The organism is Paenibacillus sp. UASWS1643, assembly GCF_008693195.1.
Taxonomy (GTDB): Bacteria; Bacillota; Bacilli; order Paenibacillales; family Paenibacillaceae; genus Paenibacillus; species Paenibacillus amylolyticus_B.
Window position 1 is genome coordinate 15,708 of sequence record NZ_VXKZ01000101.1, and the last position, 15,162, is coordinate 30,869.

1 protein-coding gene is annotated in these 15,162 nt (G+C 54.6%); it reads left to right on the forward strand.

Annotation, left to right across the window (positions count from 1 at the left end):
- Nucleotides 1–13: 13 nt before the first annotated feature.
- On the forward strand, nt 14–15,019 hold the full coding sequence (locus FE296_RS08450) for a non-ribosomal peptide synthetase (RefSeq protein ID WP_150364786.1): 15,006 nt from the start codon (nt 14–16) through the stop codon (nt 15,017–15,019).
- The last annotated feature ends 143 nt before the right edge of the window (nt 15,020–15,162 follow it).

Sequence of the window (15,162 nt, forward strand, 5' to 3'; positions counted from 1 at the left end):
GTTGCTTCGGCATATGCTCTGCCGGATTGCTTTTACCGATGAAGAGAGGGGAACGATCCAGATGGCTTTTGAAAAAGAAACGTTGTTTTGGAACGAAAAATTCAGTAGTGACGATTATACCTTGACGCGGTTGCCTTACAGCAAAGCTCCAAACTCCCTGGTGCCCAATGTGAAAACCGTTGGCGGTTCGCTTTCGGAGGAAGCGGCGCAGCGCGTCCTTCAAATGAGCAAGGGTGCTCCGCTGGCCGCTTTTATGATTTTGCTCGCCGGTGTTCAGGCACTCTTGCATAAATATACAGGCGCTTCAGACATTCTGGTCGGCATGCCGGTTGTGCGGAAAAAGGCGGAGACGCGTCGATCCGTTAATCATACGGTCATTTTGAAAAACTCGCTTTCGGTGGGGGCAACTTTTAAAACGCTTCTGAACGAACTGAGGACTTCCTTGCCGGAAGCCATTCAGCATCAACATATTCCGTTCTTAAAAATGACGGAGAAGCTGGATCTGCAATATGCAGAAGGGATACCCTTCGTCCATACGCTAGTATCCCTTAAGGAGCTGCATCTGGACGAAATTGGGCAAAACGTGGTCACAGACTGTTCCTTCGAATTCAGTTTAACCGGCGGGACGATACAGCTAGCGCTATCATATAACGAGCACTTATATGACTCCGAGTTCATGACTCGGGTCGTCGGCCATCTGAATCACCTGCTGTCCGTGGGGCTTCATGAGTTGGAGCTGGACATCGTGCGAGTGGACATGCTGTCGGAGGACGAAAAATTTCAATTACTGCAAAGCTTTAACGATACCGAGAAGGACTATCCTCGTGATCGGACGATTCATCAGCTTGTGGAGGAGCAAGCGAAGCGTGTGCCCGAGGCGACGGCAGTTGTTTTTGAGGGGCAGCAGCTTTCATATGCAGAGCTAAATGAACGGGCGAACCGGCTGGCGCGTACGCTACGATCGTTCGGTGTTCTGCCCAATCAGTTGGTAGGCTTGATGGTCAGGAGATCGCTGGAGACGGTCATTGGCATTCTGGCGGTTCTGAAATCTGGCGGTGCCTACGTGCCGATCGACCCGGAGTACCCGGAAGAACGTATTCGCTACATTCTGGAGAACTCGAACGCGCAGCTGCTGCTGACTCAAAAAGAGCTGTTACAGCAAGTCCCGTTCGAAGGGACCGTATTGGCGCTAGATGATAAACAAGCCTATAGCGACGATGGCTCGAACCTGGAGGCGGCCAGTGGTCCACACGATCTTGCTTATGTCATTTATACGTCAGGTACAACGGGGAAACCGAAAGGGGTCATGCTGGAGCATCGTGGTTTGGTCAGCTTGAAGCTGATGTTCGCAGACAGGCTGGGCATCACGGAGCATGACCGGATCGTTCAATTTGCGAGCTTGTCCTTCGACGCATCCTGCTGGGAAGTGTTCAAAGCACTCTATTTTGGCGCGGCTTTGTACATCCCGACGGCCGAGACAATTCTCGACACTCGTCTGTTCGAGAGTTATATGAACGAGCATGCGATTACGGCGGCGATTCTGCCCCCGACGTACAGCGCTCATTTGAACCCGGACCGTCTTCCCAGCTTAACAAAGCTTGTAACGGGAGGTTCGGCGGTATCGGCCGAATTCGTGCAGCAGTGGAAAGCGAAGGTTCACTATTTCAATGCTTACGGCCCTACCGAAGCTTCGATTGTTACGACGCTTTGGGATGCGGATGAGCAGCAGCCGGAACGCAGAGTCATTCCGATTGGGCGCCCGCTGGCTAATCATCAAATTTTTATTTTGGATGCCCACCTGCAACTTGTGCCTCCGGGAATTGACGGCGAGCTGTGCGTGGCAGGCGTGGGGCTTGCGAGAGGTTACCTGAACCAACCGGAGCTGACGGCAGAGAAGTTTGTGGAACATCCGTTTGCGCCGGGAGAACGCCTTTACCGGACAGGAGATCTCGCCCGCTGGCTGCCGGACGGAAATATGGAGTACTTGGGCCGAATCGACCATCAGGTGAAAATCCGTGGATTCCGAATCGAGGTCGGTGAGATTGAAGAGCAACTTCTGAAGATCGACTCCGTGCAGGAGACGATTGTAATCGCGCGGGAAGGCAAAAGCGGGCAAGAACTGTGCGCTTACCTGGTCGCGAGTCTCCCTCTTACGCTCGGCGAGCTGAGAAGCGCGCTGGCGCAAAAATTGCCGAATTACATGATTCCGGCGCATTTTGTTCAGCTTCCGCGGATGCCGCTCACGCCGAACGACAAAATCGATCGTAAGGCTTTGCCTGCCCCGGAAGGAAACGCACTGACCGGCGGCGTGTACGTAGCTCCCCGCAATGAAGCTGAGCGAACGCTTGCTGATGTGTGGCAGGCGGTGTTGAACGCCGATCGTGTTGGGGTAACGGATCATTTCTTTGAGTTGGGCGGAGACTCGATCAAATCCATTCAAGTATCTTCGCGGCTTCATCAAGCCGGGTACAAGCTGGAAATCCGGGATTTGTTCAAATATCCGACGATTTCACAGCTCAGCCTGCATGTGAAACCGATCAGACGTACCATTGATCAAGGCGAAATAACGGGTGAAACGGCGTTGACGCCGATTCAGCATTGGTTTTTTGAGAGTTCCTTTGCGGACCCGCATCATTTCAACCAGTCGGTGATGTTTTATCGGAAGGAACGGTTCAACGAAGAGACAGTGTATAAGGTGCTGCAAAAGCTGGCCGAGCATCATGACGCCTTGCGAATGGTGTTCTGCAAGACGGAACAAGGGTTTGGTGCGTTAACCCGAGCGATTCAGGATGGTGGTGGGCTGTTCACGCTGGACGTGTTCGACTTTAAAGATGCGGAGAATCCGACGCAGGCTGTGGAAGCGAAGGCAACGGACATTCAAGCAGGCATCGATCTGGAGAACGGGCCCCTCATGAAGGCGGGACTGTTCCAGTGCGAGGACGGTGATCATTTGCTGCTCGCGGTTCATCATGCCGTGGTAGACGGCGTGTCTTGGCGCATTTTGATGGAGGATTTCGCTCTAGGTTACGAGCAGACTGGCAAAAGCGAGGAAATTCGTTTCCCGGCGAAAACAGATGCGTACCGCACTTGGTCCAAGCAGCTGGTTGCTTACGCGCAAAGCCCGGAGATGGCAAAGGAACGGGCCTATTGGCAGGCCGTGGAACAAATGGAGGTTCTGGCCGTGCCGAAGGATATGGAGCCGGACGTTACGACGCAGCAGGACAGCGAATCGCTGTTTGTCCGTTTGACTCCCGACGAAACGGAGCTGCTACTGAAGCGGGTTCACCGTGCCTACAACACCGAAATGAATGATATTTTGGTAACGGCGCTCGGAATAGCCTTACGCAAATGGACGGGACACGAACGGGTGCGGATCAATCTCGAAGGACACGGACGTGAATCGATCGGAACGGATATCGACATCACGCGTACAGTTGGCTGGTTTACGACCAAGTTTCCAGTCGTCCTGGAGCCGGAAACCGACCGAGATTTGGCATATCAGATTAAACAGGTCAAGGAAAACTTGCGCCGTATTCCGAACAAGGGGCTTGGGTACGGCATATGCCGCTATCTTTCGAAATCGGAGGATGGCTTGGTTTGGGGCGCAGAGCCAGAAATTAATTTTAACTACCTCGGCCAGTTCGACGATGATGTCAACCAGGACGAGATCGGCATATCTTCTTATTCCAGCGGCAGCCCGGCTAGCGACCGGCAGGCCCGCAGCTTTGTGCTGGATATCAACGGTATGGTGCTGGACGGCGCTTTATCGCTCGATCTCAGCTACAGCCGGAAGCAGTATCGAAAGGGAACGATGGAAGCCCTCGCTCAGCAGCTTGAGCAAAGTCTCCGAGACCTCATTATCCACTGTGCAGGCAAAGAAACCACTGAATTGACGCCGAGCGACGTGCAATTTAAAGGCTTGACCATTGCAGAATTGGAGCACATCGCCCAGCGCTCGGGCCATCTCGGGGAAATCGAAAATATTTACTCACTTACGCCGATGCAGAAGGGGATGTGGTTCCACAGCGCGCTTGACCGGCAAACGGCAGCTTACTTTGAGCAGACGCGGTTTACGATGCGGGGAGCGCTCGACGTCCAGCTTTTTGAGAGGAGTTGGATGGAACTTGCGAAACGTCATCTGGTTCTGCGGGCGAATTTTGTGAAAGGACCGGCAGGCGAGCCGCTGCAAATCATATACCGCGACAAGCCGGCCGGTTTTGAATATGAAGAGCTGCTTCATTTGCAGGTGGACGAAAAACAAGCTTACTTGGATAAAAAGGCCGAGGAGGACAAGCTTCGCGGCTTTGACATGGAACATGACGCGCTTGTTCGGTTCACGATCCTGCGCACCGAAGAGCAAAGTTATCATGTACTGTGGAGTTTCCAACATATTTTGATGGACGGCTGGTGCCTGGCTCAGCTGACGCAGGAGCTGTTTGAGGCATACTCGGCCTTGGCATCGGGCGAGCAGTCAGCGGGAGATAAGGGATCGGATTATGGCGCCTATATCGAATGGTTGGAGAAACAGGACGATCAGGCGGCATCAGCCTATTGGATGGCATTCCTGGCAGGTTATGAAGGGCAAACCGTACTCCCGGGACAAAAGGAACTGGCGCCCAACGGCAGATTTACGGCTGAACACGTCACCGCCGAGCTGGGCAAGGACTTGAGCGAGCGGATGGACCGGGTGGCGAAACAGCGCCTGGTTACGGTCAATACACTGCTGCAAGCTATTTGGGGCGTGATGCTGCAAAAATATAACGGAACAAACGATGCCGTATTCGGCAGCGTTGTGGCCGGAAGACCGGCGGAAATCCCGGGTATTGAGTCCATGATCGGGCTGTTCATCAATACGGTGCCGGTCCGGGTCACGAGTGAAGCGGACACCGTGTTCGCCGACCTGATGGCGAAGCTTCAAGAGCGGGCGCTGGAGTCCGGGCATTATGATTACTATCCGCTGTATGAAATTCAGGCCCGCAGCGTGCAAAAGCAGAACCTGATCAACCATATCATCGCTTTCGAGAACTATCCGGTGGATGAGCAGATGGAGCAGGCGGGGGACCAACAGCACGGCGACCTGACGATTGCCGATGTTCAGATGGAGGAGCAGACAAACTATAACTTCAACGTCACGGTGGTGCCGGGAGACGAGATTGAAATACGGTTCGACTTTAACGCCGAAGTGTTTGATAAAGATAGTATTGAGCGGCTCAAGGGGCATCTCGTTCATTTGCTGGAGCAGGTGGCGGATAACCCGGAAATTACCGTGGGAGAGCTGGAACTTGTGACGGAGGCGGAAAAGGCTGACCTTCTCGGAAGTTTTAACGACACCACAACGGAATTTCCGCGCGGGAAAACGCTCATTCAATTGTTCGAAGAGCAGGCGGAGCGCATCCCGAATGCAGCTGCCATCTCCTTGAATGGGCAAGAGCTGACCTATCGCGAGCTGAACGAACGCGTTAACCGCCTTGCTCGTACTTTGCGTAGCCACGGGATATCCAAAGACCGTCTGGTCGCCATTATGGCTGAGCGTTCCATCGAAATGGTGGTGGGAATGCTGGCGGCACACAAAGCCGGTTCGGCTTACGTACCGATTGACCCGGGATATCCCGAGGAGCGTATCCGTTTTTTAATCGAGGATTCGGGTGCGCAGGTCATGCTGACGCAAAGTCGATTGCGCGAGCGCCTGGCGGGTTCTTACTCCGTGATGTTACTGGATGACGAGTCCTTCTATCACGAGGACCGCACAAATCTAAATCCGGGCAACGAAGCGACAGATCTGGCTTGCATCATCTATACGTCAGGCACGACGGGCAAGCCCAAAGGCAACCTTGTTTCACACCGCAATATCGTGCGGATCGTGCGAAATACGAATTATATCGACATCACTGAGCGGGATCATGTCCTCCAGCTTTCGAGCTATTCGTTCGACGGAGCGATTTTTGATATTTTCGGCGCTTTGACCAACGGGGCACGGCTGGTGCTGGTTCCCCACGAGACTTTGCTGGAGATCGGCCAGCTGGCCGATCTCATCCAGCGCGAGCGAATTTCGGTCATGCTGATTACGACGGCTTTCTTCAACGTCCTTGTGGATATGAACGTCGACTGCCTGCGGGATGTCCGGGCGATTTTGTTCGGAGGAGAGCGCGTGTCGGTCGGCCATGTGCGTAAAGCGCTCGCTCTTATCGGACCGGGCAGGCTCAACCACCTGTACGGCCCATCGGAAAGCACGGTTTATGCCACGTACCTTCCAGTAGACTTTGTCGATGAATCCGCGGTTACCGTACCCATCGGACGGCCGATCAGCAATACGACGGTGTATATCGTCGACAGCCAGAATAAACTTTTGCCGATCGGCGTGGCCGGGGAGCTTTGCGTCGGCGGAGAAGGCTTGGTACGGGGCTACAATAACCGGCCGGAGCTGACGGCGGAGAAATTTGTGGACCATCCGTTTGTACCGGGAGAGCGCATGTACCGGACAGGGGATTTGGCGAAATGGCTACCGGACGGCACGATTGAATACGTGGGGCGTACGGATGACCAAGTGAAAATCCGCGGCTTCCGTATTGAGTTGGGCGAGATCGAAGCTCAGCTTCAGAAAGTGGAGGGAATTCGGAAAACGACGGTATTCGCACGGGAAAACGCCTCCGGCGAGAAGCAGCTTTGCGCCTATTATGAAGCGGACCGTGAGCTTCCGGCGGCCGAGCTGAAGGGCGTTCTTTCCCAGGAACTTCCTGCCTATATGATCCCGGCGTACCTGATCCAGTTGGAACGGCTTCCACTGACAACGAACGGCAAGGTTGACCGCCGCTCCCTCCCGGCACCTGAGGAGAGCTTGCAGCCGGGCGAAGGACATACTCCGCCTCGGACTCCGTTGGAAGCCAGCTTGGCTGAAATATGGAAAAGCGTGCTTGGATTGGAGCACATCGGGGTTCATGACAACTTCTTTGACTTGGGCGGCCATTCCCTGCGGGCAACGACATTGGTGAGCAAGGTTCATCAGGAGTTGAACGTCGAGCTGCCTCTGCGCGACGTATTCCGCTACTCAACGATCGAAGAGATGGCTCTCGCCCTCTCCCGGATTGAAGAGCAGTCGTTCTCGTCGATTCCGCTGGCAGAGGAAAGAGCGTATTATCCACTTTCATCAGCTCAGAAGCGGCTGTTTATCCTGAATCAGCTGGAAGGAGCCGATCAGAGCTACAACATGCCGGGTGTGCTGCTGCTCGAAGGATCGATTGACCATAGCTTGCTGGAGAAAGCTTTCTGCGGACTGATCAAACGACATGAAACGCTGCGAACCGGATTTGAGATCGTACAAGGCGAAGCGGTACAGCGTATTTACGAGAGCGTTGATTTTGCCGTCGTGTGCCGTCATGCGAACGAGGAAGATGCGTCTGCAGTCGTGCAGGCTTTTATCCGACCTTTCGACTTGGCGAAGCCACCGTTGTTGCGTGCCGAGCTCGTAGAGCTGGCAGCCGGTCGTTATTTACTGATGTTTGACATGCACCATATCATCTCCGACGGGGTTTCGATGGACGTGTTCGTTGAAGAACTCGTTCGTCTGTATGGCGGCGAGTCATTAGAGCCTTTGCACATCCAGTACAAGGACTATGCGGTATGGCAGCAATCGGACGAGCAAAAAGTGCAATTGAAACGCGAGGAAGCTTACTGGCTGGACCGTTACCGGGGCGAGTTGCCGGTTCTGGAAATGCCGACGGACTATCCGCGTCCTGCTGTACAGAGCTATGAGGGACATACGCTGACGTCCTTCGTGGACGAGGCAACGAACGAAGGCTTGAAACAGCTGGCCGCTCAAAGAGGAACGACGCTATATATGGTGTTGCTTGCCGCATATACCGTGCTTTTGCATAAATACACAGGTCAGGATGATTTGATCGTTGGAACGTCGATTGCAGGCAGAACGCACGGCGACATGCAGCCTTTGATCGGAATGTTCGTCAACACGCTGGCGATCCGCAATTATCCGGCTTCGGAGAAGACCTTCCTGTCGTATTTGGAAGAAGTGAAAGAAACGACATTAGGCGCTTACGAGCATCAGAATTATCCGTTCGAAGAACTCGTCGATAAAGTGCAGGTTAGCCGGGACTTGAGCCGCAACCCGCTGTTTGACACGATGTTCTCCCTGCAAAACCTGGAGGAGTCAGAGTTTGAGCTGGAAGGGCTAAAATTGTCACCGTACCCTAGCGAATATGGTATGGCCAAGTTCGACCTGAGTGTGGATGTTACGGAAGAAAATGGCGGACTGGAGTGCAACTTTGAATTCGCAACGGCTCTTTATAAACAAAGCACGATCCGACGGCTGTCGATTCATTTTGGACATTTGCTTGCGGCGATTGTAAGCCATCCGAATGCAAAGATCGCTGAGCTGAACATGTTGACGGAAGATGAAAAAGAGAAAATTCTCGGTGCGTTTCACCCGGCGCAATCGGAAGTGGCTCCTGTGGCCGCGTTCCACCGACTGTTCGAGGAACAGGCGGAACGCACACCGGAAGCGGAAGCTGTCGTGTACGAAAACGATCGGCTGACGTATGCGGAGCTGAACGAGCGGGCCAATCGATTCGCGGCAACGCTGCGCGCAAGTGGAATTGGCCGGGAGGAGATTGTTGGCATTCTCGCCGAACGTTCGGTGGACCTGCTGGTGGCCGTACTGGCCGTCTGGAAAGCGGGCGGGGCGTATGTACCCCTCGACCCGGATTATCCGGCAGACCGGGTGCGGTTCATGCTTGAAGACAGCCAAGCGAAGGTGCTGCTGACACAAACACCCCTGCGAGAGCGTGCTGAAGCCTGGTTCAGCGAAGAGGAACTGGCACTGGCGAAGGTACTATACCTCGACGACGAAACGTCATACAGCGAAGACAGGGAGAATGCACCGCTTGGCTCCAGCATGGTTTCCGGTAAAGTCTCCGGCGAGCTATCGGGTGCTGTGAATGACGGAGATGAGAGCCATTCGAAGGTTGTGGGCATGGACAGCTGCTATGAAGCCTGTCCGGAGGACTTGGCGTACGTAATCTATACGTCGGGAACGACGGGCAAGCCGAAGGGCGTGATGATCGAGCATCGCAGCCTGGTGAACACGGCAGCGGGCTACCGACGGGAATACCGGTTGGATCAGTTCCCGGTGCGACTGCTGCAGCTCGCTAGCTTCTCGTTTGACGTGTTCGTGGGTGATATCGCGCGGACGCTGTACAACGGAGGGACCATGGTCATTGTACCGAAGGACGACCGGATCGATCCGTCTCGTCTGCACTACTGGATAAATCGGGAGCAAGTGACGATCTTTGAATCAACGCCGGCGCTGATCGTGCCGTTCCTGGAGCATGTGCATGAGCAGGGGCTGGAGTTAAGCGGTATGGAGCTGTTGATTACAAGCTCAGACAGTTGCAGTGTGGCGGATTACCGAACCTTACAGGAACGGTTCGGCTCGTTGTTCCGCATTATCAACGCCTACGGCGTGACGGAAGCGGCAATTGACTCCAGTTTCTATGACGAGGAGTTGGTGAAGCTGCCGCAGACAGGTCATGTGCCGATTGGCAAAGCGTGGCTGAATGCGAAATTCTACATTGTGGATGCGCACCTGAACCCGGTGCCGGTCGGGGTGCTGGGCGAGCTGGTCATCGGCGGCGTTGGGGTAGCACGTGGGTACTTGAACCGTCAAGAGCTGACGGAAGAGAAGTTCGTAGATAGTCCGTTTGTCGCGGGCGAGCGGCTGTACCGCACAGGAGACTTGGCGCAGTGGATGGAAGATGGCAACGTGGATTTCATCGGCCGAATCGACAACCAGGCGAAAATTCGGGGCTACCGGATCGAGACGGGTGAGATCGAGTCACAGCTGTTGCGGGTGGAAGGCGTGCGCGAAGCGGTGGTGCTGGTTCGAAGTGATGCGAACGGGCAGAAGGCGCTGTGTGCGTACTACACACCAGATACCGGTGCGGAGCTGTTAGTGAACGAACTGCGCAGTGCCCTGGCGCAGGAGCTGCCGGGTTACATGATCCCGTCGTACTTCGTGGAGCTGGAACGCCTGCCTCTGACGCCGAACGGGAAAATAGACCGGAAGGCGCTGCCAGCACCGGAAGGGGAAGCAGGAAGTGGAACGGAGTATGTCGCACCGCGCAATGAGTTGGAAATGAAGCTGGCGGTGATTTGGCAGGAGGTGCTGGGGCTTACGAAGGAGATTGGCGTTTACGACAACTTCTTCGACATCGGTGGTCACTCCTTGCGCGCGACAACGTTGGTCAGCAAGATTCATAAAGACTTGAACGTGGATCTGCCACTGCGCGACGTGTTCCGCCATTCCACGATCGAGAGCATGGCTGCCGCCATTTCTCGGCTGGATCAGCAGATATTCGTTGCCATTCCGGTGGCGGATGGCCGAGAGGTGTACCCGCAATCTTTTGCTCAAAAACGTCTCTTTATCCTGAATCAGTTGGAAGGTGCGGAGCTTAGTTACAACATGCCGGAAGCGATGCTGCTGGAGGGTGCTTTGGACCGGGCAAGGTTCGAAGAAACCTTCCGCAAGCTGGTGACGCGGCATGAAATGTTGCGCACCGGGTTCGAAATGGTGGATGGCGAAGCATCACAGCGGGTTTACCAGGACGTGAATTTTGCGGTGGAGTTCTATCAAGCGGATGAGCAAGAGGTCGAAGCGGTGGTTCACGGTTTCGTCCGTCCGTTTGACTTGGCTAAGCCACCGCTGTTGAGAGTAGGCCTTGTTGAGCTGGCTCCGGAATGCCATATTCTGATGTACGACATGCATCATATTATTTCTGACGGCGTTTCAATGGAAATCTTTGTTGAAGAATTCGTGCGTTTGTATGGTGGAGAGCAATTGGAGCCGCTGCGCATTCAGTACAAAGACTACACCGTTTGGCAGCATTCGCAGGAGCAGCAGGAACGGCTTCAGCATCAGGGGGCGTATTGGCTGGACATGTTCCAGGGCGAGCTTCCGGTGCTGGAAATGCCGACTGACTATCCACGTCCGGCTGTACAGAGCTATGAAGGTCAAACGCTGGAGTTTTTCTTCGACGCTTCAAAAACCGACGGCCTGAAACAGCTGGCTTCGGAAACGGGCACGACATTGTTTATGGTTCTGCTTGCGGCGTATAACGTGCTTTTGCACAAATATTCAGGTCAGACAGACGTGATCGTTGGAACGCCGATTGCCGGAAGGAATCATGGAGATGTGCAGCCGTTGATCGGGATTTTCCTAAACACGTTGGCGATTCGCAGTTATCCGTCTTCGGAGAAAACATTCCTGTCATACCTGAATGAAGTCAAAGAAACAACTCTGCACGCCTTTGAGCATCAGAACTATCCGTTTGAACAATTGGTGGACAAGGTGCAAGTCACCCGTGATTTAAGCCGTAATCCACTCTTCGACACGATGTTTACGATGCAAAATACGGAGAACGAGCAATTTGAGCTGGAAGGGCTTCGCCTGATTCCTTATCCGAGCGTACTGGATACTGCGAAGTTCGATATCAGCTTGGATGTAGGCGAGGAGAACGGCGGGTTGGATTACAGCTTCGAATATGCAACGGCTCTTTATAAAAGGGAGACGATTGAACGGCTGGCAAAACATTACGAGCAGTTGCTCGTGACAATTGTAAACCGTCCAGATGCGAAGATTGCCGAGCTGAACTTGCTGACAGCAGAGGAAAAAGAACAAGTTCTCAGTGCGTTTAATCCAGCGCAGCTAGAACCGGCTCCTGTGGCGGCGTTCCACCGGTTGTTCGAGGAACAGGCGGAACACACGCCGGAAGCGGAAGCTGTTGTGTGCGAAAACGATCGGCTGACGTATGCGGAGTTGAACGATCGGGCGAATCGCTTGGCGGCTACGCTGCGCGGAAGCGGCATTGGCCGGGAGACCATCGTTGGCATTCTCGCCGAGCGTTCGGTTGATTTGCTGGTGGCCGTGATGGCCGTCTGGAAAGCGGGAGGGGCGTATGTACCGCTTGACCCGGATTATCCGGCGGACCGTGTGCGGTTCATGCTGGAAGACAGCGGAGCGAAGGTGCTACTGACACAAACGCTGCTGCGAGAGCGTGCCGAATCCTGGCTCGGCGAAGAGGAATTGGCACTGGAGACGGTGCTGTATCTCGACGACGAAACGTCATACAGCGAAGACCGAGCGAATGCACCAATGGACTTCGGCCAAGGCTCCAGCAGTGCTCCCAATCCAGTCAACGGCAAGTTAACGGGGGCTGTGAACGGTGGTGGCGAGAGTCATCCAAATGATGTTGATGTTGTCGGTATGGACAGCTTCCATGAAGCTCGTTCTGAGGACCTAGCGTACGTGATCTACACGTCGGGGACAACAGGCAAGCCGAAGGGCGTGATGATCGAGCATCGCAGCCTGGTGAACACGGCAGCGGGCTACCGACGGGAATACCGGTTGGATCAGTTCCCGGTGCGACTGCTGCAGCTCGCTAGCTTCTCGTTTGACGTGTTCGTGGGTGATATCGCGCGGACGCTGTACAACGGAGGGACCATGGTCATTGTACCGAAGGACGACCGGATCGATCCGTCTCGTCTGCACTACTGGATAGAGCGGGAGCAAGTGTCAATCTTTGAATCAACACCAGCACTGATCGTGCCGTTCATGGAGCATGTGCATGAGCAGGGGCTGGAGTTAAGCAGTATGGAGCTGTTGATTACAAGCTCAGACAGTTGCAGTGTGGCGGATTACCGAACCTTACAGGAACGGTTCGGCTCGTTGTTCCGCATCATCAACGCCTACGGCGTGACGGAAGCGGCAATTGACTCCAGTTTCTATGACGGGGAGTTGGCGAAGCTGCCGCAGACAGGTCATGTGCCGATTGGCAAAGCGTGGCTGAATGCGAAATTCTACATTGTGGATGCGCACCTGAACCCGGTGCCGGTCGGGGTGCTGGGCGAGCTGGTCATCGGCGGCGTTGGGGTAGCACGTGGGTACTTGAACCGTCAAGAGCTGACGGAAGAGAAGTTCGTAGATAGTCCGTTTGTCGCGGGCGAGCGGCTGTACCGCACAGGAGACTTGGCGCGGTGGATGGAAGATGGCAACGTGGATTTCATCGGCCGAATCGACAACCAAGCGAAAATTCGGGGCTACCGGATCGAGACGGGTGAGATCGAGTCACAGCTGTTGCGGGTGGAAGGCGTGCGCGAAGCGGTGGTGCTGGTTCGAAGTGATGCGAACGGGCAAAAGGCGCTGTGTGCGTACTACACACCAGATACCGGTGCGGAGCTGTTAGTGAACGAACTGCGCAGTGCCCTGGCGCAGGAGCTGCCGGGTTACATGATCCCGTCGTACTTCGTGGAGCTGGAACGCCTGCCTCTGACGCCGAACGGGAAAATAGACCGGAAGGCGCTGCCAGCACCGGAAGGGGAAGCAGGAAGTGGAACGGAGTATGTCGCACCGCGCAATGAGCTGGAAATGAAGCTGGCGGTGATTTGGCAGGAGGTGCTGGGGCTTACGAAGGAGATGGGCGTTTACGACAACTTCTTCGACATCGGCGGCCACTCTCTGCGAGCGACGTTACTGGCAGGCAAGGTATTTAAGGAACTAAACGTCAACCTCCCGCTGCGCGACGTATTCCGTCACTCGACAATTGCGGCGATGGCCGATGCGATTGCCCGGATGGAACGGCGGGAGCATGAGTCCATTCCTCAAGCGGAGCAGAGAGAGTACTACCCTCTGTCCTCCGCGCAGAAACGGCTTTTCATTCAGCATACGCTGGATGGAGCGGATCAGCTTTACAACATGCCGGAACTGGTGCAGGTTGAAGGTAAGTTTGATTTAGACCGCTTGGAAGCCGCATTGCGGAAACTGATAACACGGCATGAATCGCTGCGTACCGGTTTTGAAATGGTGAAGGGCGAAGCGGTTCAGCGGATTTACCCGCAGGTCGATTTTGCTATTGAGCATCATCAAGCGGAAACAGAGGATGCAGCTCAAGTAGAGCAGATTGTCCGCAACTTCGTTCGTCCGTTTGATCTCGGCAAGCCGCCGCTGCTGCGCGCTGGAGTCATCGAACTGGAGCCGAACCGGTATATTCTCCTTTTCGATATGCACCATATTGTGTCGGACGGCGTATCGATGGCGATTGTGATGGATGAGTTCTCGAGTTTATACGCCGGGGAAGAACTCCCGCCACTACGTATTCAATATAAAGATTATGCCGTTTGGCAGCAGTCGGAGGTTCACCGAGAGCGGTTCGCGCGGCAGGAAGCGTACTGGCTGCAAACCTTCGAAGGCGATCTGCCGACGGGGGATCTGCCGATGGACTACGAACGTTCTACAGTTCGCAACTACGAAGGCGCGCATCTGGATTTCGACGTTGAAGCTTCTCTCTCTGCGCGGCTGCGTGAATTGGCGGCCGAGCGTGAGAGCACGCTGTACATGGTACTGCTTGCGGCATATACTGTGCTGCTGTCCAAGTACAGCGGGCAGGAAGACTTAATTGTGGGGACCCCGGTGGCGGGAAGAACTAACGCTGATTTGGAGCCGGTCATCGGCATGTTCGTTAATACACTGGCGCTCCGCAATCGCCCGTCGGGCAACAAAACGTTCCTGTCCTACCTGGAAGAAGTCAAGGAAACGGCTCTGGGAGCTTTTGAGAATCAGGATTATCCATTCGAAGAGCTCGTGGAGCGTTTGAATGTGAAGCGAGAGCTGGGCCGCTTCCCACTGTTCGATGCCGTTTTCGACTTGCAAAATATCGAAGAACGAGACGCCGAACTTGAAGGGGTCAGCCTGATGAATTACGAGCTTGACCATTTGGAGGAAGCGAAGTTTGATCTGACGCTGTTTATGTATGAAAACGAAGGGGCGCTTAGCGGGGGCTTTTTCTACGCCACCAAGCTGTTCAAAGAAACGATGATCCGCACCTTAACCGAGGATTACCTGCGGGTACTTTCTCAAATTGCGGAAAATCCACAACTTGAGCTAAGTCGGATTGAATGTCATAAACCGGCGGCAGGCGCAAAGAGTGCCGTCGATACGATCGAATTCGCGTTCTAATATTACAAGCGCGCCTCCGCCGTCAAGCGAAAGTGGTGCGCATCCCATGGAAGACGGCGAACAACTTGCACGTCCGTAAATCAAGCCCGTAAACGCGCAGGCCGAAAGCAAGTTTTTTCGGATCTGCGCCGGGGCATACGGTC

Excerpts from the sequence above, each read along its gene's own strand:
- FE296_RS08450 (WP_150364786.1), top strand. The coding sequence starts at position 14 with ATGCTCTGCCGGATTGCTTTTACCGATGAAGAGAGGGGAACGATCCAG.